This window comes from Anaeromicropila herbilytica (genome assembly GCF_016591975.1).
GTDB lineage: Bacteria > Bacillota > Clostridia > Lachnospirales > Lachnospiraceae > Anaeromicropila > Anaeromicropila herbilytica.
Window position 1 is genome coordinate 2684741 of sequence record NZ_AP024169.1, and the last position, 22258, is coordinate 2706998.

General features: G+C 31.8%; 28 protein-coding genes. 1 reads left to right on the forward strand and 27 read right to left on the reverse strand.

From position 1 onward, the window contains the following. Position 1 precedes the first annotated feature (1 nt). The 16 genes from bsdtb5_RS11560 to bsdtb5_RS11635 all read right to left on the reverse strand — a co-directional run bounded on the left by bsdtb5_RS11560 (position 2) and on the right by bsdtb5_RS11635 (position 13029). Positions 2 to 550, reverse strand: coding sequence for a P-loop NTPase family protein (locus tag bsdtb5_RS11560; protein ID WP_271712138.1), 549 nt, complete (start codon positions 548 to 550; stop codon positions 2 to 4). Next, positions 547 to 1422: a DUF5700 domain-containing putative Zn-dependent protease gene (locus bsdtb5_RS11565; RefSeq protein WP_271712139.1), complete on the reverse strand. Its 876-nt coding sequence runs from the start codon at positions 1420 to 1422 to the stop codon at positions 547 to 549. Before bsdtb5_RS11565 ends, bsdtb5_RS11560 begins: the two co-directional genes overlap by 4 nt. Before the next feature lie 147 nt (positions 1423 to 1569). After that, the gene (locus bsdtb5_RS11570) at positions 1570 to 2277 is read right to left on the reverse strand and encodes a carbon-nitrogen hydrolase family protein (RefSeq protein ID WP_271712140.1); all 708 of its coding nucleotides are present in this window, start codon (positions 2275 to 2277) and stop codon (positions 1570 to 1572) included. 163 nt (positions 2278 to 2440) lie between these two features. Continuing rightward, positions 2441 to 3331, reverse strand: coding sequence for a serine hydrolase domain-containing protein (locus tag bsdtb5_RS11575; RefSeq protein WP_271712141.1), 891 nt, complete (start codon positions 3329 to 3331; stop codon positions 2441 to 2443). 283 nt (positions 3332 to 3614) lie between these two features. Continuing rightward, a complete protein-coding gene (locus bsdtb5_RS11580; protein ID WP_271712142.1) occupies positions 3615 to 4637 on the reverse strand; it encodes an alpha/beta hydrolase family protein in 1023 nt (340 codons plus the stop codon). A 40-nt stretch (positions 4638 to 4677) separates the two neighbouring features. Beyond that, the gene (locus tag bsdtb5_RS11585; protein ID WP_271712143.1) at positions 4678 to 4836 is read right to left on the reverse strand and encodes a hypothetical protein; all 159 of its coding nucleotides are present in this window, start codon (positions 4834 to 4836) and stop codon (positions 4678 to 4680) included. A gap of 56 nt (positions 4837 to 4892) precedes the next feature. After that, entirely contained in the window at positions 4893 to 5357 is a 465-nt protein-coding gene (locus tag bsdtb5_RS11590) for an NUDIX domain-containing protein (protein ID WP_271712144.1), read from the reverse strand. 264 nt (positions 5358 to 5621) lie between these two features. Continuing rightward, positions 5622 to 7406 (reverse strand): methyl-accepting chemotaxis protein, encoded by a 1785-nt coding sequence (locus tag bsdtb5_RS11595; RefSeq protein ID WP_271712145.1) that lies wholly within the window; start codon positions 7404 to 7406, stop codon positions 5622 to 5624. A 401-nt stretch (positions 7407 to 7807) separates the two neighbouring features. Next, the gene (locus bsdtb5_RS11600; protein WP_271712146.1) at positions 7808 to 8296 is read right to left on the reverse strand and encodes an AAA family ATPase; all 489 of its coding nucleotides are present in this window, start codon (positions 8294 to 8296) and stop codon (positions 7808 to 7810) included. 149 nt (positions 8297 to 8445) lie between these two features. After that, positions 8446 to 9180: an HAD family hydrolase gene (locus tag bsdtb5_RS11605; protein WP_271712147.1), complete on the reverse strand. Its 735-nt coding sequence runs from the start codon at positions 9178 to 9180 to the stop codon at positions 8446 to 8448. Positions 9181 to 9340: 160 nt separating this feature from the next. Beyond that, a complete protein-coding gene (locus tag bsdtb5_RS11610; protein ID WP_271712148.1) occupies positions 9341 to 9847 on the reverse strand; it encodes a transcription elongation factor GreAB in 507 nt (168 codons plus the stop codon). An 89-nt stretch (positions 9848 to 9936) separates the two neighbouring features. Beyond that, a complete protein-coding gene (locus bsdtb5_RS11615) occupies positions 9937 to 10194 on the reverse strand; it encodes a GNAT family N-acetyltransferase (protein ID WP_271712149.1) in 258 nt (85 codons plus the stop codon). A 21-nt stretch (positions 10195 to 10215) separates the two neighbouring features. Further along, positions 10216 to 10461, reverse strand: a complete 246-nt coding sequence (locus bsdtb5_RS11620) for a hypothetical protein (RefSeq protein ID WP_271712150.1) — start codon at positions 10459 to 10461, stop codon at positions 10216 to 10218. Between the two features lie 151 nt (positions 10462 to 10612). Then, positions 10613 to 11365 (reverse strand): hypothetical protein, encoded by a 753-nt coding sequence (locus bsdtb5_RS11625; RefSeq protein ID WP_271712151.1) that lies wholly within the window; start codon positions 11363 to 11365, stop codon positions 10613 to 10615. A 153-nt stretch (positions 11366 to 11518) separates the two neighbouring features. Beyond that, positions 11519 to 12436: a metallophosphoesterase family protein gene (locus bsdtb5_RS11630; RefSeq protein ID WP_271712152.1), complete on the reverse strand. Its 918-nt coding sequence runs from the start codon at positions 12434 to 12436 to the stop codon at positions 11519 to 11521. A 110-nt stretch (positions 12437 to 12546) separates the two neighbouring features. Continuing rightward, a complete protein-coding gene (locus bsdtb5_RS11635) occupies positions 12547 to 13029 on the reverse strand; it encodes a GNAT family N-acetyltransferase (RefSeq protein WP_271716092.1) in 483 nt (160 codons plus the stop codon). A 480-nt stretch (positions 13030 to 13509) separates the two neighbouring features. Here bsdtb5_RS11635 and bsdtb5_RS11640 point away from each other — a divergent pair, with 480 nt between their 5' ends. After that, positions 13510 to 14175 (forward strand): hypothetical protein, encoded by a 666-nt coding sequence (locus bsdtb5_RS11640; protein WP_271712153.1) that lies wholly within the window; start codon positions 13510 to 13512, stop codon positions 14173 to 14175. A gap of 109 nt (positions 14176 to 14284) precedes the next feature. On the opposite strand, the gene bsdtb5_RS11645 is transcribed toward bsdtb5_RS11640, so the two are convergent. The 11 genes from bsdtb5_RS11645 to bsdtb5_RS11695 form a co-directional block, all read right to left on the reverse strand. Continuing rightward, positions 14285 to 15028 (reverse strand): GNAT family N-acetyltransferase, encoded by a 744-nt coding sequence (locus bsdtb5_RS11645; RefSeq protein ID WP_271712154.1) that lies wholly within the window; start codon positions 15026 to 15028, stop codon positions 14285 to 14287. 260 nt (positions 15029 to 15288) lie between these two features. Further along, entirely contained in the window at positions 15289 to 15633 is a 345-nt protein-coding gene (locus bsdtb5_RS11650; protein WP_271712155.1) for a hypothetical protein, read from the reverse strand. 141 nt (positions 15634 to 15774) lie between these two features. Next, on the reverse strand, positions 15775 to 16992 hold the full coding sequence (locus tag bsdtb5_RS11655) for a hypothetical protein (RefSeq protein ID WP_271712156.1): 1218 nt from the start codon (positions 16990 to 16992) through the stop codon (positions 15775 to 15777). Between the two features lie 296 nt (positions 16993 to 17288). Next, complete coding sequence (locus tag bsdtb5_RS11660) at positions 17289 to 17816, reverse strand: P-loop NTPase family protein (protein WP_271712157.1); 528 nt, start codon at positions 17814 to 17816, stop codon at positions 17289 to 17291. A 186-nt stretch (positions 17817 to 18002) separates the two neighbouring features. Beyond that, complete coding sequence (locus bsdtb5_RS11665) at positions 18003 to 18737, reverse strand: MBL fold metallo-hydrolase (protein ID WP_271712158.1); 735 nt, start codon at positions 18735 to 18737, stop codon at positions 18003 to 18005. Positions 18738 to 18740: 3 nt separating this feature from the next. Further along, positions 18741 to 18977: a GNAT family N-acetyltransferase gene (locus bsdtb5_RS11670; RefSeq protein WP_271712159.1), complete on the reverse strand. Its 237-nt coding sequence runs from the start codon at positions 18975 to 18977 to the stop codon at positions 18741 to 18743. Further along, the gene (locus bsdtb5_RS11675; RefSeq protein WP_271712160.1) at positions 18953 to 19084 is read right to left on the reverse strand and encodes a hypothetical protein; all 132 of its coding nucleotides are present in this window, start codon (positions 19082 to 19084) and stop codon (positions 18953 to 18955) included. The genes bsdtb5_RS11670 and bsdtb5_RS11675 overlap by 25 nt, the downstream gene beginning before the upstream one ends. Before the next feature lie 137 nt (positions 19085 to 19221). Then, on the reverse strand, positions 19222 to 19746 hold the full coding sequence (locus bsdtb5_RS11680; protein ID WP_271712161.1) for a GNAT family N-acetyltransferase: 525 nt from the start codon (positions 19744 to 19746) through the stop codon (positions 19222 to 19224). 111 nt (positions 19747 to 19857) lie between these two features. After that, positions 19858 to 20418, reverse strand: a complete 561-nt coding sequence (locus tag bsdtb5_RS11685) for a histidine phosphatase family protein (protein ID WP_271712162.1) — start codon at positions 20416 to 20418, stop codon at positions 19858 to 19860. Positions 20419 to 20573: 155 nt separating this feature from the next. Next, complete coding sequence (locus tag bsdtb5_RS11690) at positions 20574 to 20762, reverse strand: hypothetical protein (RefSeq protein ID WP_271712163.1); 189 nt, start codon at positions 20760 to 20762, stop codon at positions 20574 to 20576. Between the two features lie 296 nt (positions 20763 to 21058). Continuing rightward, positions 21059 to 22228: a hypothetical protein gene (locus bsdtb5_RS11695; RefSeq protein ID WP_271712164.1), complete on the reverse strand. Its 1170-nt coding sequence runs from the start codon at positions 22226 to 22228 to the stop codon at positions 21059 to 21061. Positions 22229 to 22258: the final 30 nt, after the last annotated feature.

Here is a 22258-nt window from a genome sequence, read left to right on the forward strand (position 1 = left end):
ACTATATTTCCAAGTAATTGATTACTTCTTGGATTGAATAATGTTCCGCTTCACAATATTGCATATTACTAAAAATTGATTTTTCTATCAGTTCAATCGAATAATCATAAATTAGTTTGGCATATTCATTAATTTCATCTTCTGGTAATAACGCCATCCACTTTTTCGTTTTCACAGCATCTTTTATACTATTTAAATTATTTGTTCGTCCAAGACATATGATTTTAGATTTTGGAAACATACTTTCACATTGAAAATAAGCTGGAGGTATTTGACATCCTTCAACAAGTATTGTTTCAACAGGATAATCAATCGCAAATGATTCAATATAATCTTTAACCAATAACGCAAATCTTTCCTCATTGATATCCGGCTTTATGGTTATTTTTTTGCTATACATCTGAAAATCATCTAAACGATGCCTTAATGCATGTGAAAAGGCGTCGAGACTAATAATTTCACACTTATGTTTTAGCGACCTACTTATGTAATTCGTAAGGGTTGTCTTTCCACATCTTGGTGCACCTGTTATATAAATTATTTCTATCATAATATCCCCTGGTATACTTTATCTTCATTATTCTGTTGAATTAAACCAATTTCATTACCATTAGGATCGGCAATAGTTCGTTTTGAGAAACCATGATATCCTTTATTAAATTCTTCTTGTAGTCCTAATATACCAATCCTCTTCCAGCAATTCACAAGATAGAACATTCCACTCATACAGGCATATTTATCTTCATAGTTACCAAATACTGCATCATATAGGTATTCCTTTTGTTTTATGGAATCTATAGCACATATGGCTGATTGCATTTTTATTCTGCTTTTGTCCTTTACAATCTTCCACTTTTCATTGTCCCAATCTACTTCATCAATTTCTTTATTATCAAAAGATATAAGATGTGCAAAACCTTCATGAAAAGTATTTGCATCCAAATTTGTTAAATAATCATTACTTTCAATATCATTATCAATACCTTTTATGGATTCCCCTATACATATATGACATAATTCATGAGTTAATAAGTTATGCACAACACTTGCTATATTACATTTACTTTCATATTTTGTCCATAAACCCAAATCAAGGATAACATTATTAGTACCATCAGGTGCTTTCAAAACCGTAGCGTCATTTGGTTCTGGAAAACCTACAATCAGATTAACCGTAACTTCTTCTATAATCTTTTCCCAATTAGGAAACAATGCATCCCATATTTCTGAATTACATGGAACAAAGTTCTCTATAGTATTCATAATATTCTCATAAATTCGTTTCACTGAATCTATATGTTCATGTTCATAGGAAGGTTCAACGAACTTATATCTTTGGGATTGAAAAAACCATAATTTTTTATGATGCTCTAAAGAATTTCCCTCTATATAATCACGAACTATATCATTATAAATTCTCATAAGCTATCCTCCTTAATATTTAATATTTTTTGCTCTATTTGTAAAGGTGCCTTAATTAAACCTATTATTGGAATTTATTTATTATCTAACTTTTATAGTATGAATCTAATACGCACTTTTTTAAAGTCATCAGATTGTTCACTTCTTTTATACTTCTACAATCAGAATATTTTCTATGCCATGTTCCAATTTTTCTTTAATTTTTCCATCCACAAAGTTAAATGCACCGCCATAACACTTTGGATTTTCTGAAATGGAGTTTATCATTAAAGTTTGATTAGCTGCAAGGTACGCTTGCTCCGCATATTCTATTTCATATTGAGGCCATTCAACTAGAGTAAAATTAACATAGACAGGCCAAATCAATAGATTATTTGTTTTGAATCTTTCTGGATAATCCCAGATATCACCGCATAATGCAATCATTACAGAATGCCCATGATATAAAAATTCGCTGGTGTCGCTCCCTTCTTTGTAATGACTATCGGTAAGCCAATATTTTTTCCAACCTTTAGAAATACGTCTATAATTATGTATTAACTTTCCGCTTTCTATTACAGCACAGGTTGAATAAAGGCTATCTTCACATTTTTCTATGTATCCGAATAATATGTCTACTTTGTAACGCAAGGTCATATTGCAAAGTTGTTGCATAATTTCAGAATCAACCGAAATAGCAACGTGTTTATCATTTTCATAATTCCAATTGAGTGCATCAAATCCTTGCAGGAACGTTTCTCCAAAACACAAGAGGTTAACCTTTCCTTGTACTGATCTCATTGCTTTTTCCATCTGAGATATATTAAATGCAATATCGTTATTTATAAATTCATAGGAAACTAATCCAATTTTCATACTTTATTCCTCCAATATCATTTTATCTGTTTTATGGATCTTGATTTCACAGTGTCTTCTAATCTATTTATTTAAATTATCCATGTACTATTTTGAGAATATTTCTCTAACGCCATACATATCTCTAGAAAGTCTATAGTTCCTCTAACCTATTACTTTCATTCTATAAATGTGGTAGAATATCACTCCACATAGCACGTAAGATATCCTTATGTTCAATTTCGTTATGGGAAGTTACTGTAATAACAGCATTATAATCCATTAAAACAACACATATTTGACCATACATTCCATCCGCTCGATAACTGTTCGGTGGGGTACATTTCCAAACCTGATAACCGTAACCACCTTTGGTTTCAGGATCATTTTTTGATGTGGTATCAACACAGTCAATATACATTCTGCTTACATAATCAGCAGGAACGATTTGCTTGTCCTTGTATATGCCATTTTGTAGTAACATTATTCCAATACGAGAAAATTCCTCAGTATTTAGATACAAACCAACCGAACATGATGTATGTCCATACTGGCAGGTATTCCATTGGGGATTTATAATTTCCAACTTATCAAACATACGAGGTTTTAAGTAATCAAGCATGATATTCCCACTCACCTTTTCTACAATCCGACCAAGCATGTAACTACATAAATCCTCATAAAAGAAGTTTGATCCAACTTCTTTTTTAATTTCTGTACGAAAGAAAAGTTCAGCTCTTTCCCTAGATTTATATTGGTTGAAATCCTCCGATATATGCCCAGAGCTCATTTGAAGCAAATTCTTAATATTTATTTTTTCAGAACCTGGATAAGCTATACCCTTGTATTCTGGAAAAAAATTTAGCACATTATCCGACAACCTTATACGACCTTCGCTTTCCGCAATACCAACTCCAACGGATACGAAGGTTTTTGATGCAGAGCAAAGATTTACTCTATTCTTACTGCAGAATTGATATTCAGCCACCGTTTTTCCGTTTTGATAAACATGGATTCCATGAACACCTAGATTATTATCGTTCACAGAACGTTTGAAATTATGTAATAAATCCATTTAAATACCTCCGTATGTATATTATAATTGCAAGCATATTTCAAAAGATAATTCTACGAGATTCTTCTTTATTTCTTCTCTTCTATTCCACGAACGTGAATCCCATTCTATACCGCTCAAATCATCACCACAGAATAATGAACGTCAATTTTAGTTACTACGTTTAATGGATCTTTTTTTGCCTTTGAATTATGATCAAACTCTAGTATTGGAAATTCTTTCTTTCAAACATTAGTACTACCTCCTATAGTAGCAATATAATTTAACTATTTTTAGTTAATCCTTACTGCAGCTTAGCATTTGAATCAAGCCATTCTATAATAAAATCGAATCTTTCCTTAGTCAATCCGTGACCGCCTTGATATCTCTTGTGATGCAGGTTATGTAAAGCTTTCAGTTCTGAATAGGTCTGGCTGGCTTTTTCAACAATATATGTAGCATCTCTAGAATATTTATCATCTTCCGCAGAAACAATAAGCAGTCGTCTTGGTGCAATACAAGATACCAAATGAAAGATATCGTATTTGCTGTAGAAGTTCGGAATTACACTCGCCATTTCAATCCCAACATTATTTAACATGCGATTTTCATAAGTACAAGCACTACCGCTTGCACAACAATAAGCTATTCGTTCATCTAACGCAGAAAGAAATAAAACAGTATTACCACCATATGAATGTCCAAGTGTGCCAATACTCTTATTGTCAACAAAGTCAAGATTAGAAAGCAAAGTTATCCCATTGATAGCATCATCTAGTACTTTTTTCATCAAACTATCGCCTTTTATTATACGATAGCACATTTCATTATAATGCTCCCAAAAGTCACCGTCCTCTGAGAGATGTTCTATTCCATGTCCATTTTTACGTCTATCCTCAAAGCATATTGAGTCAGGAGCTAACACAACAAATCCCTTTTTCGCCAATTCAGGTCCAAAAGCTTGCAAAGGATTTCCAGCCAAACCGCAAACTTCACTCTTTCCTAAATGATGCTCCCTGTTGTGTTGGTGATTGATGAGAATAGCTGGATTTTTGTCAAGTATCTCCGGAAGTAAGAGAAAAGCAATGACTTTGTCTCCGTAAGAATCATACTCAATTAATTGTCTTGTATATCCATCTTCCTTTGTCGATTCCAGTAGTCTATACTCAACATGAGGTATGGTATTAGGAGCTATAATTCCAATTGTTTCTGTTATCTCATTTCTTAAATTTACTATGTTACTCACCTCGCTATCAGTAAAATACAACTGTTCGTTAAAAAATATTTTATAACTGTCTTCCACTGTTGTTGTAATGTTAAGACACACTCTAAATCTGCATAAGTACATTCTCTTATGATATATTTATTCAAATTAACATCTTCTCTCTCAATTTATTCCTTACAAGTATGTATTCTCCATTAGGCATCGGGCACCAATCATATGTAACCTCTTGATATCGATTAAAATCTTTCAACAAATCCTTATGTAAATCTATCTTATTAAGTTCTCTATATTCTATATCCACAGAATTTATCACCTTGCTTTCCTAGTAATTAATAAGCTAATAACAATTTTACTTATCTAGTCAGTAACTTCTGGGTCACCTATTTCTTCGTTTCCTAAATATAACTTGTATTCTTTTCCTTCATATAAGTTCATGATTTGTCTTCTCAATTTTGATGGATATAGTTGTGATTGATTTAGTGACTTTATCTCAAGCCAGTCATATCCTACTTGATTTTTATCTTCATTCAATACAGCATTTTTTATTTTACCGATATATTCACATGAAAATACCAAATCTACTCTATGAAATTTTTCTCCATGTGCACCTTCGATAACAAAAACTAATTCTTTTACTTTCACGTCAAGTCCTAATTCCTCGGCAATTTCTCTACATACTGTTTCTGGAAGTAGTTCTTCTGGTTCTTGACCACCTCCAGGCATAATATACCACTCTTGGTTTTCGTCTTTTATTTTAATAGCAAGCATCTTTCCATCTTTTATGATTAATGCCTTAGCTGAATTTCTAATTGTTTTTTCCATAAAACCTCCATAAATATAATGAGAAACTCTTTATAAAGAATGTGAATTAATCAATTTAATGATTTATACAATTTAATATTTCTTTATTCCATTATATTGTAATTAAATTTAGTAGTCCATATATTTCTACCATTTTTATCCTTTTTTTTGTTTTTCCGCAAGTCCACCGAGTGAGACAATATTTATTCATGATGCTTCGAATATGAAAAGAGGTAGTAGTCTATATTGACCACTACCTCATAAACTAGGTAACGCTTTGAGTTACTAAATAATAAATTTGGATACTTCTTCTGATAATTTTTCAGTTGATATTAGAGATTCTTCTACAAGTTGTGTAACATTTTCAGTTTGTAATTTAACATTGCTGCTTCGTTTAGATATATTTCTTGTTCCATTTGCACCGTCACTTGCTGATTGGGCTACACCTTCAATTGCTATTAGTACATTCTGAACGGAAGCAAGTAATTCTTCTGAAGTAGCGCTGAAATCCGTTACTAGATTATCAATATATTTAGAATCTTTACTGTAAAGATTTGCCACATCTAAGAAATTATTATAGTTCTCCGTAACATCATTTGATACATAATCTAACAAGCTTTTTGAATTTTCTGTTAAATTTTCCACTGCATCGACAACTTCCATTGTAATAGTCTGAATCTTAATAACATTATCCTTTGACTGCTCAGCTAAAGATCGAATCTCATCTGCAACTACAGCAAAACCTTTTCCCTGTTCTCCTGCTCTTGCAGCTTCTATCGCAGCATTGAGTGATAATAGATTTGTCTGGTTAGTTATACTTAGAATGGAATCAGACAATACCTTAATCTGTTCAACAACTTTGGCTTGTTCGAAGGATTGTAATAATTTTTCTTTTATTACTTTCTGTATATCTTGTGATTTTTGTTGTGATTTTTGAACGCTGTCATTGATCTGTGCTGCCCGCTCGCTAATCTTTAAGGCTTCATTGGCACCTTCCTGAGATTTTTCTGCGATTGATTGAATTGCTGATTCAATTTCTTCGGAAGTTTTTGTTACAGCTTGTGAATTTAAGGCTGATTTTTCAATACCTATTGCTAATTCTTCTGTAACATTTGTAACTTCTGAAATATCAGAAAATAAATTCTTTGTATTATCATTAATCTGACAAACGTTTTCAGAAATAGTATTAGTTTGCATTTTAACTTCATTAATTAATACGAGGATAGAATCTCTCATATTTTTGATTGATATTGCTAACTTGCCTAATTCATCCTTACGATTTAGATACTTATCTGGTATAGTCTTTGAAAAATCACCTGTTGAAATAACACCCATATACTCTGTTGAACCTTTTATTACAGATATAATATCCTTCATAATTGCAATAATTAATACAATACATATTCCTACCGTTGCTAAGAATACTATGACAAACTGCATCAGACTGTTAGATAATTCATTTTCCTGTTTAGCAGTTTCTGAAATAATTTGCTTATCAATATAATCAGTATAATTACCAGTACTTATTACCCATTGGTATGGTTTAAATAATGCTGAATACGCTCTTTTAGGTGATGCTACTTTTTCGTTTGGTTTTGGATAATAGAAGTCTGTATACCCGCTTCCTTCTGTAGTGGCTACTTTTACAATATTCTGAATCAGTTTGTTTCCGTGTTCGTCTGTTAGATCACTTCGGTTCGTACCTTCTTTTTCTGGAGTGATTGCATGAACTACTAAGGTATAATCAGTGGAATCCACCCAAAAATATCCACCTTCACCGTATCGCAGATTACGTATTAAATCTTTTGATAATTTCATTGCCTCTTCCTTAGTGTAAGTACCATCTTCCGATTTACTGTAGATACCATTCAGTAATGAAATGACATTGTCAACCTGATACTTAATATTATCATCATAGTTTGTTCGTATCGTTTCTTCTAATAACGCCATCGATTTTTTATTTGCCTTCATTTCATTGTTAATAGAAGTAAGTGCTATCAGAGATAAACCAATCACGAAAATCACTACCAATATAAATAACTTTGTACTTATCTTTAGTTTCTTTAACATATTTCTCCCCCTCATTTATCTTAAGTATAATTTTATAAATATTTTAGTCAATTGATAACTTTAAGTGAATTTTCGTCAAATTCGCCAATAAAAATGTATTTATCGACTATTTTATATAAATTATAACACTATTATGAGGAAATAACAACCTGATAACCCACCACTTTGTATATTTTCCGGATTAAAAGTAATTATGAACTGGTATAGATGATAATATGATGAAAAATTTTACTGTCCCTTAAAGTAAACATAATGTAATTTTATGTTCCATTTATATTTATGGCTTAAATACTCCGAATATCAATTTTATCCAATTACGAGATTGTCCAACACAAATACTGTGAGTAGTTCATAATTCTACACTAATCCGATATAACTAATTTTAATTACTTCTAATTTTCTTAAAGATAGTCATTTTTATACCATACATCTATTTCACTGGATTTAGGTTTATCCGCAGGATTACTGAATTTATCCAAAATATATTCGTCAACATAATAATCTTCTGATGTTCCTCTTTCAACTTCTCTATTTCTTTTTTCAATATTCTTCTTCCATAGATCATCACTGATATCTACATAATGCCATTCAGGCGTTATATTATGTTCAATAAAATATTGAGTTGCTTCTTCTCTGTAATTCCTTTGCCAAAAACCACCATCAACTATCACATTTATTCCCGTAGAATATATTTCTATAGCCTTTTTATAAATATAATTCAACGTTTGTTGTAGAACTTCTTCATGTCTATCTCCAAGAAACTCACCGCAAAAAGTCTTCATAAGTTCATCAGGATTTAGTCGGACTGCTTTTTGCTCTAGCATAAGTTTTTTAGAATATGTAGATTTTCCAACACATATTTTCCCACATACAATTATTATTTTTGCCATATATATTTCCTCCTTTAAATGTAATTCGCTGCAAATCATATGATCTGTCAATATCATTCATAGTATAACGACGAACTATAAGGTTTTAAGTTGCAAAATAAATATGTTTCAATTGTTATCTCCATGAAATACTATTTTATACTATCTTCTTAAATCAACTTATCAAGGATATTTATCATTTCTCTCCAACTATGTATATGTAAATGTTCAAAATCAATTTCCAGGCCCTCATTCTGTACTGAGCATGGGTTCTCAATTGTCTCTTCCTCATAAAAAACTGGGAAAATACCCACATTTCTTGCGCCATATACATCAGCTTTGATATTATCACCACAGTACCAGACATCTCTTGGTTGTAGGTTAGCCTTTTGAAGTGCTAATTCAAAAATCATAGGATTGGGTTTTCTAATACCGTATTCACTAGAAGCAATTACACATTCAAACTGATTATCTGGTAATAAACGATTTATTCTTTCTGTCAAAGCATCGCCTGACCACCCTATATTGCTAATAACAGCACTTCGTATCCCGTTTTCTTTGAGACAGTCCAATAATTCCTCTACAAATGGCATACACGCTCCCTTGGAAATATGGTTCCATAGAACTTTCTCAGCTTCCGAATACGATATACCTAATTCGATTCCAAGGTATTCATACTGTAGTCTCAACATTTGCCATTCATGTAGTTCAAATCCCTGTTCTCTACAAACATCAGATTTTCGAAATAATTCTGTACTGAATTGGTTAATTTCCTCTACGGAAAATTGTTTTGGATTCTTTATAATATATTGATAGACTTCCTTTTCACCACGTAAAAAATCAAAGTCTGGTTCATACAACAATGTATGACCATAATCAAATATAATCATTTTAGGTTTCTTCATGTATGTATCTCCTCTAGTTCGTGTTATCGGTTGTATGGATAATAATAGTGCGTCATTACAGACTTCTTGATAAATATAATGGAAAATATGTTTTATTCTCAATTTCTATGTATAGTCAAAAATAAAAATGATTGGTAAATTACCTTATTGATATACAAAATTAATTATCTGAAATGGTCTGAAAAATACGTGTATAAACATCTTCAATATTATCCCTATTTTCTACATCATTATATAATCCATATGTCCACCATTTTAATTTTTTATCCGAATACAATATTCCTGTTGCATACTCCCCATTGTTGAAATCAAGAGCATCATCATATGATATGTCATCTTCTGTAAATGGTATATAACTCTTTTTTGACTTTATAAAAAAGAAAGGTATCTTAGACTTCTTATAGATAGCTTTATATATTGGTTTTGAAGCTTCTGATAGATTTTCTTCTGTAATAATAACTGCATCATACTTGGAAATAATATTTTTGTTTTCTATATCAGAAAATTTAATTTCATCAAAATCAATTATTTCTTTTTCCTGAACTTCTGGTGCGAGACCTATAACTCCAATGCTTAACGTCTTTCCCTTATATTCTTCGCTATCTATAGATTTGTTGCAAGCTGTTATAATAAAAATTAATATAAAAAAAGGTATTAACTTTTTCATTTTCAGACTCCATTCTAAAGAATAAATTTTTTGTAATGCTCAATTCATAACTAAGGTGACGTAACTTATATGTATATTACTCTTAACCTCTACAAGAGTATCCAATATCTGCGAACAAGACGTTTTCCCTCTTCTTTGGATTCTAACATAACTTTATCCATCAAAATACCTCCATTATTTTCGCAAATACGGATTGAAGCATAATTATCATCGTCTATATTTAGCAATACCTTTTCAAGACTATAATTTCGTGCAATTTCAAGTCCTTGTTTCAATATTTCATTTCCATATCCTTTACCCCATTCAGTTACACGGACTGAGTATCCAATACTTCCAATACCAATCATTATTTCATCACTTAAATCGGGTCAAAGTTGAAATTCTCCAATAAATTTACCATCATCAATTGCCCAAAAATGAACGCTTCTGGCATATCCATCGAAGCTTTCCAATTCTCTTCTGACATACCATCCAGCAGTACGTTCATACCAGTTTTCATCTATCCTTTCTGGATTAGTTGGAACAAATGTTACAATATGAATATCATAAAACTCCTGGCAATATTCTTTATATCCTGCCACAAACGATTGATTACGAGATATTATTTTTAACATACTTTCCTCCTCTGATATTTCTTAAAAATTAATTTTTATTGTTTCGCAGTTTAAACCAATTGCGACATTCTAGTACTAAAATTATCCCACTTATTTAATAAATATAATGTGAAGTTAAGAATCACAACAAATTTAGAAGCTATTGAAATATTTAAACTATCTTACGCCACTTCAAATTCATTGCTTTTATATAACTTCCATTGTAAGCAGGATCCTCATTTTCCATATACCCATCAGCCCAAAAGACAGTTTCATTTTCTACCAGCATTGTTGCTTCGTAAATATAGCGGTCGTAGTTTTCCTTTGCAGGTCGAATATTAAGTTCTAATAATCCTTCGAAACAAAGTTCAACTACCCCATACCAACCGCTATTATCAAAGATTGCTGTAACTCCTGTATATCCATGTTCTTCAACATAAACGAGTTTATCTAATGTCGAATCATGAAAACCCACAAATAATTTCATAAATTCATTTGCATCTTCTTGTGTCTGAATGTAATCCCATTTGTCTTTGTCTGATAATTGGCGAAGTTTAATTTTATATTTTTCAGCCAAAACAGATTTGTTATCAATAATATCAGCGATAAATTCAAAGTTTTCACAAACATCCGTATATCCACAAAGCTTATCGATATTCATATATTTTTCATTTTTCTTACAATAGTGCTTATATTTTAATAGCAAAGCATTTTCGTAAACTATGAAATCATCATTGTCTCTTTGAATGGTTTCCACAAGAGGTTGAGCTGGCTCGATGCTTTTGTCCAAATACTCAACAAGTTCAAAACAGTTTTTCAATGGATTAAGAACAATATATTGTAAAAACCAACCCACGTTAATAGTTCCATAAACTATTGACTTATAGTAACGACTATTAAGCTTATCATATACACGAACAAACATTAAAACGCTCCTTTCTTGATTTTTAACACTGCGGCAAAATCAAAATTTCTTTTTTATTACCTACATAAATATAATGGGAAGTATGTTTTATTTCGCAATTCTTAACATAGTGAAGTAAAAGAACTTCTAATTTTTATTATCATAACAACTATACTATTCAAACAATAACCGCATAGAAGATACATTAGGAGATATTACTCTTCCATCCCAAGGACCAATAACTCCCAACTCCTTTGGTGTGATTTTTTGATAGCCACCTTCCATACCTTGTATCTCAATATTGCATTGTTCATCAATTGATATAATTGCAGATAAAGGTTCACTATGTAAGACAATATCTTTTATAGATGGGTACTTTTCGTGAATCTCACTGGAATAGCAAAAATGTTCATATTCTGGACCAAACCATTTATAAGATATTGAGTTAAGGGTAAAATAATAAGTTTTGTTAATCCTTTCTATTGAATCTGTATGGTCGTGACCATTAACACAAAGTAATATCTTCTTCCCATTAGCTGTTGCTTGATTAATGATACTTTGTACTTCTTCTCGGTTAGATACACCACGCTTTCTAAAGCTGTTTTCTAAGCTGTGATGTGAAAATATAACTATAGGTAACAAGCTTTCTGATATTTCTCGCTGTAGCCAATTTAATTCAAAATCGGGTATTGATGGATATATACCATCTGTTACTTCATAATTACGCTTATGATATACTTCATATTCATTACCGTATCGAATAAAAGCGGCATCAAGCACTATAAACTTTATATTTCCAGATTCAAATGAATAGTATGAGTGTTCCATACCAAGCCAATTTATAACATCTTTTTTAGTATACAGGTCAGAATCATGATTGCCTATTACGTGGTGATGCGGCTTTTCAAAATCATTAAATATTGATAGTAATTCTTCATTCTCATGGCATGGATTACAGAAATCTCCAAGCTCAATTATAAAATCCACCTCTGCTTCACGTGCCCTTGTTATAAAACTATTTAATCTTTCTAACCCATCTGGTATAACATCATGATGTAAATCTGTAAAAAGTGCAAATTTTATACTGCCCATTAGATTACATACCTCCTTTAAATTTTCAGATAACATAAGTAATTTTTACTTCGCTATTGATAATAAAAAAGCATATTACATTATAAATTGTTTATTACTTCGTATTATGCTCATTTTGTTCGATCTACAGAATACAGATAAAAATCCATATCTATATTCCTAAAATTCTTAGTATCTTTATCAATAATATTCATACCGTTTCGAACAGCAACTTTTTGAGAGGCTATATTAGTGTCCCTAATAGTAGAATAAACGCTACTTGCATTAAGAACTGAGAAAGCGTATTCCTTGCAAGCAATTACCGCCTCTGTTGCGTAACCTTTGTGCCAATACGCTTTTTGAAATAAATATCCTATCTCCAAAATCTCTTTTTCTCTCCAGCCTTGCATTGTCAAGCCACATTGACCAATCATTTCGTTTGTTTCTTTTAATACAACAGCCCAAAGTCCAAAACCATACTCTTCATATCTTTTAAGATGTCTGTTAAGCCAATTTTGTGCTTCTTCTAAGCTGAATGCACTCTCATAAGCAGCACGCATTACTTCCTCATCACACAATATTTTGCACAATGCATCATAATCGGACTGCATCATTTCTCTAATTATTAGACGTTTTGTTTCTATCAAAAATTCTCCACCTTTCTATTATATAAATAACCTTTCAGAAATTTCTTGCTTATTATTAAATCTACTCACTTATATACAGTACATATAATTACATAATTTTACCATATATTGATAAAAATAAAAACCTGATAAGAATAATTAATGAACTATCTTGGCAGGTTTATTAATTTTAGAAAATAAAAGTTATTCTTATATTAAATCCTTTTCTCACAACGATATGTCTGCTGAATTATGACTTGGCATTCACCAATCACCTCTTAGAGACAAAGATACGGAATAGATTTTGCTTCCATTTATTTACAGCTTTTATAAATAATGTTATAATATTTATTAACGTAAAGTTGATGGAAAGTGAGTTGATTAAGATTTTTTTTGTTTCTTCACTTGCTTTATAAACAACTAGAATGTGAGGAAAAAAAATTAAAATATTATAAGGAGTGGCTATTTTTGAAAAAGCATAAACATATTGTACATTTACTGCTTACAATAAGTATATTATTTACTATGGTGGCAGGTTTTTGTACAATGAATAATACTATAGTAGCAAAGGAAAAAAATTTTAAGACTCTTACACTTAAAGTAATTTCATGTAATACTTATTTCTACCTTGATGATAGTCAAGATTTTAGTTATGACTACGATAAAACTTTATTTGATGTAGACGTAAAAGATGATGATTCAAATCGATGCATTACAATATCTAAAAAAAAGGGTGCAAAACCTACTATTGATGATAAAGTATTAATTTATATGCCAGCTTCATTACCATTTGATAATGTAAGAATTAAAAATAAATCAGCCGGAATGTCTCTCTGTGAAATAAATAAACCTATCACAATTAATGCAAATAAAGCTTCACTCGTTATACCTCTTCCTAAAGACTTTTCTGAAAGCCTTAATGTAACAGCAGTCTCTTCAGCAATGGTGATTAAAGCAAGTAAAAAAACTGGTATCAATTTTTCATTAAAAGCAAAAGAATCAGCGGTTGCTTTACCTAAGTCATATTCAAAATATTATCCAACAAAAAAAGAATACTCTTATACTTACGGAGATGGCGCAGTTGATATCACTTCTGATATTACTTCTTGTTCCTTCGTTCTAAAATTAAAGTAATATGCCAAGTTGTAGCTTGCACGACCACTTAAAACAGTCACAAAAAGTGACTGTTTTTTTGTTTTTCACTTCTAATTTTGCTTTCATAATATTGCTCCACCGTTTGACTTTAAGAATTTCTAAGTTCGCCTTCAAATCTAAGTTTATTGTCAGACATCCACGCAGGCATAAAACCAGCTCTGTATGCTACTTTTTGCGATGCAATGTTGCATGCAGTTGTTGAGTAAACAGGAACCAAATTTCGGTTTAATATATCGATAGTTAGAGCATTAACCAAATACACTGCTAAACCGTTACTACGATATTCAGATAGTACATCAACCCCAATCGCCCACATCTTTGAACACCATTCCGAAGCTGACGCCATAGCGATAACAACATTATCTTTTTTTGCAAGAAAAACCAGAGTGTTCTGTATAGGATGATTTAGATTATGTTGTATTGCATAGTTGAAACCTTTCAGCTTATAAAGTTTGTATATTTCGCTTTTTTCAATTTTTTCATATAAAAAACCGTCAGGTGCAGAAAGATGCTTCAAATTATCAAGGTCAGGCAGATAATTCATAGCATAATCGCTAATAAATGGCATTGCATAAGCTTCATCACGGCTTTTTCCAACGAGCTGTTCTTTAACATATTGTAATCGTTTTGGAGTTGCAGATATAATAATAGACTTCCCCATTGTCAACATTTCAAAGTATTGCTCTCCACGAAGAAAAGGTCGTCTTCCTGGATTATCACTTGCCTCCACGAAAATAAAGCTGTCTTTTTTGCCATTTAAGTCTTCAACAGTACAGTTCAAATCAATAGCAAGTTGGTTCTGAACTATTCCTAACAATTCTCTTTTTGTCATTATAAGCCTTCCTTCACAAAATAAATAGCGGTAGTTCGCCTAAGTTACCTACTGCGAATCACTATCGTCTAATTTTTCACTGCCTAATAAATATAAATAATGGGAAGTTCGTTAATTTGGGACAAATAAGAATCTTATCTACTCATGTCCCATTCTGACTTAAGTATAGCGTAACATTCTCTGTCTCCGATGCTACCATCTTTTTGATAACAATATCGTCTAAAAGTACCCTCATGTGTCATCCCAATTTTTTTATGGTATTATGGAATCAAATTGTCACTGGAATTTGCCGCTAAAAAATCATCTTCCGTTGAAGGTGCGACAATTGCCACCGCATTATTTGCAGATAGACCATAATACAAAGGTCCATCCGTAAAGGCCGTAAAAGGAATCGAATACAAATTATAATCACCCTTACTTGCCAGGATACAAGATCTGCTCTTGAATAAATCATAGGTTATTCTCTTCTCCCAGGCTTCCTGAAATAAATCGACCTGAAGAGTAACGCTCTTACCCTTTTCAAGCTTTACCCAGAAGTCTAATACCGCTGTTTCTCCCTTCTTAACAAATTGTGTAGAATTGCTTAAGGTAGTCCATTTTCCCATTCTACTGTCAATATGCCAGCAGGAAATTTCTTTATCAAATGCATTCTTATGTAACTCAATTACACCTACACTCGAAGGTACATAAGGATTGTTCTGCCAATCCGTCGTGTTGATAGTTATAAAATATTGATAGGGTTTAAGTTAACCTGATTTCCTACTCTTAATAAATTCTTTATTCGTATTTTCTCTTTTTAAAACTGATTTCTTTTTGTTCTTTTCTAAATCAATTATTTCTTTACGCAGCTCAACAAATTTACGAATATATTCAATATCCAGTTCACTTGGATTTATTATCTGAAATGTCGGACTACCACAGACTCTAACATTCCTTCCAAATACCTCACATTTCCAACCAAGATGGGTAGTGGAGCAAGCGGTACAATAACTCAGATGCCTCATAAAATAATTGACAAATTCAACACCTTGTCCCTTTATCTTATCGAGGTATAATGGTAAATCACTCATTGCCCCATTAATTCTGACTCTAACTGTATTCACCAACTTGCTTCTATGCTCAAATCTGTCATCTGTATCGATGCACATCACATGCACGCCCTTGTAATGATAATTTACTTTCCAATAGGTAGAGCAATCGCTGGTTAATCCTAACTCTGGTGCCAAGGCATGTACCTGATCAATAATATCTCGATGACTATCGATTAATGGCTGTACTACATCATCAAATTTAGGTGTATATCTATAAAATATCTGACGGAAATCTGTATGATGAAAATTATGCCCACCAAAGGTCTCAACATATTCAGAGGATCTGGCTAGTTCAGTCATAGCCTGCAGCATATTAGGATAACGATTGGAGGTAATAGTGACTCCATCATCCGATTCCGTTATGATTAAGCCAACTCTTTGAAACGCATTCATACGCACCTGATAGGGAACCACATTCAACAGATTCTTAAGTTTTGGATTCAATTTCACGTCAAAGAACTTCTTTATCCCATAATACTCCTCATTCGGTAGTGTTAAAGCGTTATTCGTTAATCTGCCAATCTTACCTAATGACAATAACAAATGCTGGTAAGGCTGAATACAATTACGGGCTTTAGAACGCAAGGCTTTTGTTTTACTCGGATACTTTTGTTTCATGCCGTTTTCTTTGGCATCGCCTAAGAATTCATCATATTCCCCAGGATTCATCCCCCAAGCACTGGGATCCTCATACATATCGGAATGCATTTCCATTACAAAGGAATAGTATTCCTGACAGCTTCTTACCATCTCTTGATCGATTCCTTCCGTACAAGCAAGAGATCTTTCAATGGGAGTTTGTCTTAACGCATTCAGATAAATCACCTTATGAACATAGGTTGGGAACGCTCTCTTTTCTTTAATAAATTGCATAAATAACCTCCTCATATATTAAACCTTCTGTAAATCATTTATGTGAATCTTATCAAGTTCCTATGCTGTCAACGTCCCTGCCTCATATACAATTAATAGAATTACCAGCTGCTATTATTTTACCTATAGAAGAATTAAAAACCCAGGAAAGAAAATGTTAAATAAGTTCCAATCGGTTTGACCTTGCCGAATGAGGTATATCATATATTTATCCTCCTAAAGAAAACAATAATAATTATCTATCTTCTAATAAATACGTTGTCCTCATAAATATCAAAATAATGTATACTTTAGAGTTACTTAGTTTCGTTTCTCCAACCCACCAGTATTTTCTGTAACTTCCTTCTATTCTTTAATATAAGAAAAGGTTTATCAGGATACTTTTTGTGCATCTCCATAATTGTCTTCCTACCTGTTTTAGAAAAACTCCATATCCAGTTACAGAATTTTATAAATTCGAAATCAAACTTTTCTTCAAGATATTGGGGCAAATCTGTGCGCTTAGTACCGTGTCTTTTCAATGCGCTAATTAAGCATGTAAATCGGTTAATATCAAGGAATATAATCAAATCTGCCACTTTATATCTCAATTCAATTGTACTATTATAATTACCATCAATAATCCATTTATCTTTTGATACTATATCAATTTGCTTTTTTAACCATTCTTCTTTCGGTGTCTTTTCCCAATTTGGACGCCAGTATTCAACATCAAGATGAATAAGTGGTAAACCAGTAATAGTAGATAATTCTTTTGCAAAAAAACTTTTACCGCTTCCACTATTACCAACTATAATTATCCTATTATATCTTGTAATGTCCAATTTATCGCTCCCTACTATTATTAATAATGTTAAGTTCACTTTTTCCACCAACTGCGAATATCCTAAACCTATCTTATGAGTCCATGTAAGATTGGAATACATTCCAAATAGTATTATTTAAATTTCGCATTATGCTCATAATCTTTATAATTTATAGAATACTTTATATACATAGTCATTCACTGATTAGTTACTGATCAACTCCTGATATTTTTTGTTCAAATACTCCAATGTTTCTTCTTTGTTCGACGGAAGATCATGTCCTAACAAATAGATTTCAAAGTCGATCCCCTCTATAAATGCAATTAATGACCGGAGTCTTTTTTTGTTATAAGTTCCATTTTCCTCATAATGATCTTCACAATCTGCGTCACCCACAAATAACATTTTTTCCTCATGAAAGTACACAAATAAAGCATCTCTTGAATGAGTTGAATCTCTTGGAATGAGTGAAAGTGTTACACCACCCAAGTCTAATTGAGTTATACTATCAATCTCTATATAAGATGGAATCACACATATTTGAGATACATCCTTATACACCTTACAAATACACTCATTGCAAAATGCCATATCCTCTCCAGTTTGTTCACGCATTTTCATTTCTTTCAATGTCCATTTCCACTGGCTAACTTCTTTTAATTTATTGTTCGTCAACTCACTTGCGATGGTTTTTCCGTGAACATAAGGCATACCAAAAGTATGATCCCAGTGCCAATGTGTAATAATTGTATACTTTGGCAATTTCATCCCTTCATTTTTTAGTTCTTGATAAAATTCTTGAACATGAGATTTACAGCTTCCCGCATCAATTGCAATACTATAATTACTTCCTTTTATGTAATATAAGAATGGTCGATCAAGCTCTTCTACACCAGGCAGATAGAATACTTTGTCTGATAATTTTACTAATTTCATCATACACTACACCTCAATTCTTCCAGACATAAATATGACATTCTCTTCTACATGAATACCATTTTTCTCATAAAAAAGCACACTTGGTTTACCTCTTTCTGTTGTCAACGCAATTCCAGATACTTTTTCACTTTCGTTTCCTAGTTCATCACGAACATATGTAAGTAAATTTGAACCAATATTCATTCTTTGATAGTCTGGGTGTACACTAAATTCATCTACCCATATTTCTTTAAAATCCAAGTATAAGTCCAGTTTTCATTCCATGGCGACTCTTTAAACGCTTTCATAAGTTCTATGGCGCAGCTAGGAATATCCTCTGTAAGCATTCTTCTATATTCAATAGTCATAACAATTTCCTCTTTTTCCTGTTCGAAGTATATCTGACCCAAAGTACTCATTGCATATACGTCAAGCTTAGCTTCCTCCAACGGATTATCTAAAAATATGCGAAGTTCAGTGCACCTAGATAAATTGGGATTCTACGCTATAACTGAATCCAATAACGTTGCTCAATATGTCCATCTTCTTCAACTTCATGTTCAAATACTCCACCATTATTAAGGATTGATTTCGCTGAGGCAATATTTTCTTTATCGCAACACATCAAGACCTTCTTGATACCAATTTTTTTACACTCGATTAATGCCAAAGCAATCATTGCTGTCGCATAGCCTTTTCTTCTTTCACTAGGTCTAATCCCATCGCCTATATGACCACCAGTTTTTAATAATTCATCATTTAAATAATGGCGAATGTTAACAGCTCCTACAAAAATGTTCCTATCGTTATCAAGACAAAATAAAGTTGTATCAGGAACCCAACCATTTGTAGTATCTTCTTTTGTATCAAGATGCTTTAGATAATAATCAAAATCATGAAAATCATTTTCCCATATTTTCCATGGAGACATATTTGTGTGATTTACTATAATATCGTTCTTCCATTCTGTCAACATTTCAAATAGCTGTTCCTTATATTCACTGGTTAATCTCACAAGTTCAATATTCATTTTTCCTCCAACTTCAAATTTTTCTGTTACTCACTTACAATACCCAATAAATATAATGGGAAGATTGCTTTTGTGGAACACTGTTACGTAAAATAACAAACCAGATGTACCTTAGCAAAAGGAATACATACATTCTTCCTGTCCAATTTCATATTTGCATTCTACAATTTCAGCTGGTTTCATTTCTTCAATATAAGCTAAAGTTCTTAACGACATCCCATGCCCAACAAAAATTACTTTATGATATTCTGCATATTTATCAGCAACTCTTCTCATCCTTATTCTCATATCCTCAACCGTTTCCCATAATTTTCTTGTTCCTGCTGGATAAGCCCCTTTGCATTCTATAAACTCATCTGTTAGACGAAATGCTTCTTCTGATGTAGTATATTTATTGGATAAATCGGGAATCCATTCATGTAAATCAAGTTCTACCTTAACCGCAATACCAGTATTTCGCGATATAATCTGTGCTGTTTGTAAAGCTCTGGTATATGGGGAGGCAATAATAAGTTCAGCAGTTTTTAATCTTCCATCATTTGCTGTTTCTTCGGCTTGTGCTATGCCTTTCTCAGACAATGGGGCTAAGTCCCTTCCAAAACCAAAAAAATGATGTTCCATTAATTCACTATAGTCTGCTTCGCCATGCCTTATTAAATAATATGTTGCCATTATTACATCTCCTCAAATTCGTATTTATCATTAATTCACTATCGTAACTACTGTGAATCTCTATCACTTAAATGCTCCTTCTGTCTACTAAATATAATGGGCAGTCATTTTAGCTTCGTAATTGAAAAATTGTAAATTAACTTACTATGTAAAACTTATTCATCTTTGTACTTAAACCAAAGATATATACCTAGACCTGGTACCATTGAAGCTAAGTCAAGAACGAATAACCATCCGAAAAGAGATACTCCATTGTCGCCGCCGTTTTTCGTAAGTCTGTATGCTGTTCCATATGCTAAAATACTTTGTACTACTGATATAATTTTCCATAAAACTAATATCATTCTTATTATCCTCCACAAAAATTAATTTCATTTCATTATTATAATTTATTTTAAGTTTAATTTTAAAAGACATTAAGTTGGTGATATTTAGTTATACCTTCATACCTTAGCTTTTCATTATTGCTACTACTGTGTTCACCCGTTTAGATATACTAAATATAATGGGAAGTTCGAACTAAATATTAATTTTATTTGACTAACCTACTGATTTATTACAGTTTGCATATATTCAAAGCAATCACTTCTCCTCTTTAACTTATTCTCAACTTCAAATTTATAGATATATTTTGTAGTAACTAATTTGGAATATGTATTGCCATATGATAAAGTTTCGTTATTTGATCATTACGTTTTAATTCAACCACAGCCCATTTTATTTCCGAAAACTGATTGTTTTTAGGTACCGAAAATTGATATAGTTCAAAAGGATGGTCATAAGATATTATATATTTCAAATAATTTTCCCAAAATTGTGTAAAATTTTTAACATTCACATATGACACAATGAAATTACAACAATTGCCTAAAGTGTCGTATTTGTAAATCTTATCAATATGTTCGGATATATAGTATTCGTTAACACTTGATAATTTCAAACCCTCAATAATAGCAAATGGAAATTTCTCATTTTTAATTAATATATCAACTTCGCCTGCTTGTTTTCCGCCAGGCGATGTGCCTTGCCTTGTCTGATCTCTTAAAGAGTACCCCAGCGCTGTCAGCAAGTCTCTAATAAAATCATTTATATCGTCTTCGGAAGCTTTTTTATATAAATGATTTGCCTGCATTCTTTCATAACAAAATAATATATCATTAAAAAGCGTGAGTTCAGAAATATTATTCTTACTTGACTCATTAAGTTCATAATTAATTTCATCAAATAGTTCTTGCAAATCTTTTGGCATTAAATCTCTATATTCTCGTAAATCAGTATCAGCGAATAAAACTTTAAATTTCTCTGGATTTCTTAAATATATTGTTAATAATCGTTCTAAATTCTCTGGCAAAAAATCATGATCTGCAAAAAGTATATAATAATATTCATCAAAATTAGTAATGGCGTTAAGTACATAATTTTCATCACATTCTGATGAATACTTATCTGTTATTATTTTTTCTAACCTATTATCCAATTTATGTGGAATAAGATTTTCCCAACTGTCACTACAATCTTCCCACCATTGAAGTATCACATAAAGTAAATATTCATACTTGGGTTTAACACACTCTCTAATTACATCTGAACGGATAATATCATACAAATCGTATACCATTTCAACCCAAACACTATTAATAATTTTGAAGTTATTATATGGGAGAAAATCCTCTGGTGTAAAATCATTGTTATCCTCTAAAAAATCAAGTAATACCCTAATAATACATTCCACATTACCATTTACATACTTTGTTATTCTTCTATCAAGTTCAGTCATCTCTGTATAATCAAACAGATCCAACGATATCAAATAATCACCTACTTTTCAAAATTTATTATA

Excerpts from the sequence above, each read along its gene's own strand:
- bsdtb5_RS11685 (WP_271712162.1), bottom strand. The coding sequence starts at position 20,418 with ATGGCAACATATTATTTAATAAGGCATGGCGAAGCAGACTATAGTGAA.
- bsdtb5_RS11625 (WP_271712151.1), bottom strand. The coding sequence starts at position 11,365 with ATGTTTGTTCGTGTATATGATAAGCTTAATAGTCGTTACTATAAGTCA.
- bsdtb5_RS11675 (WP_271712160.1), bottom strand. The coding sequence starts at position 19,084 with ATGACTATTGAATATAGAAGAATGCTTACAGAGGATATTCCTAGCTGC.
- bsdtb5_RS11665 (WP_271712158.1), bottom strand. The coding sequence starts at position 18,737 with ATGATGAAATTAGTAAAATTATCAGACAAAGTATTCTATCTGCCTGGT.
- bsdtb5_RS11630 (WP_271712152.1), bottom strand. The coding sequence starts at position 12,436 with ATGGGCAGTATAAAATTTGCACTTTTTACAGATTTACATCATGATGTT.
- bsdtb5_RS11605 (WP_271712147.1), bottom strand. The coding sequence starts at position 9,180 with ATGAAGAAACCTAAAATGATTATATTTGATTATGGTCATACATTGTTG.
- bsdtb5_RS11620 (WP_271712150.1), bottom strand. The coding sequence starts at position 10,461 with ATGTTAAAAATAATATCTCGTAATCAATCGTTTGTGGCAGGATATAAA.
- bsdtb5_RS11655 (WP_271712156.1), bottom strand. The coding sequence starts at position 16,992 with ATGCAATTTATTAAAGAAAAGAGAGCGTTCCCAACCTATGTTCATAAG.
- bsdtb5_RS11615 (WP_271712149.1), bottom strand. The coding sequence starts at position 10,194 with ATGATTGGTATTGGAAGTATTGGATACTCAGTCCGTGTAACTGAATGG.
- bsdtb5_RS11635 (WP_271716092.1), bottom strand. The coding sequence starts at position 13,029 with ATGATGCAGTCCGATTATGATGCATTGTGCAAAATATTGTGTGATGAG.
- bsdtb5_RS11590 (WP_271712144.1), bottom strand. The coding sequence starts at position 5,357 with ATGGAAAAAACAATTAGAAATTCAGCTAAGGCATTAATCATAAAAGAT.
- bsdtb5_RS11560 (WP_271712138.1), bottom strand. The coding sequence starts at position 550 with ATGATAGAAATAATTTATATAACAGGTGCACCAAGATGTGGAAAGACA.
- bsdtb5_RS11565 (WP_271712139.1), bottom strand. The coding sequence starts at position 1,422 with ATGAGAATTTATAATGATATAGTTCGTGATTATATAGAGGGAAATTCT.
- bsdtb5_RS11575 (WP_271712141.1), bottom strand. The coding sequence starts at position 3,331 with ATGGATTTATTACATAATTTCAAACGTTCTGTGAACGATAATAATCTA.
- bsdtb5_RS11645 (WP_271712154.1), bottom strand. The coding sequence starts at position 15,028 with ATGACAAAAAGAGAATTGTTAGGAATAGTTCAGAACCAACTTGCTATT.
- bsdtb5_RS11600 (WP_271712146.1), bottom strand. The coding sequence starts at position 8,296 with ATGGCAAAAATAATAATTGTATGTGGGAAAATATGTGTTGGAAAATCT.
- bsdtb5_RS11570 (WP_271712140.1), bottom strand. The coding sequence starts at position 2,277 with ATGAAAATTGGATTAGTTTCCTATGAATTTATAAATAACGATATTGCA.
- bsdtb5_RS11610 (WP_271712148.1), bottom strand. The coding sequence starts at position 9,847 with ATGAAAAAGTTAATACCTTTTTTTATATTAATTTTTATTATAACAGCT.
- bsdtb5_RS11595 (WP_271712145.1), bottom strand. The coding sequence starts at position 7,406 with ATGTTAAAGAAACTAAAGATAAGTACAAAGTTATTTATATTGGTAGTG.
- bsdtb5_RS11650 (WP_271712155.1), bottom strand. The coding sequence starts at position 15,633 with ATGGGAAAATGGACTACCTTAAGCAATTCTACACAATTTGTTAAGAAG.
- bsdtb5_RS11680 (WP_271712161.1), bottom strand. The coding sequence starts at position 19,746 with ATGAATATTGAACTTGTGAGATTAACCAGTGAATATAAGGAACAGCTA.
- bsdtb5_RS11690 (WP_271712163.1), bottom strand. The coding sequence starts at position 20,762 with ATGATATTAGTTTTATGGAAAATTATATCAGTAGTACAAAGTATTTTA.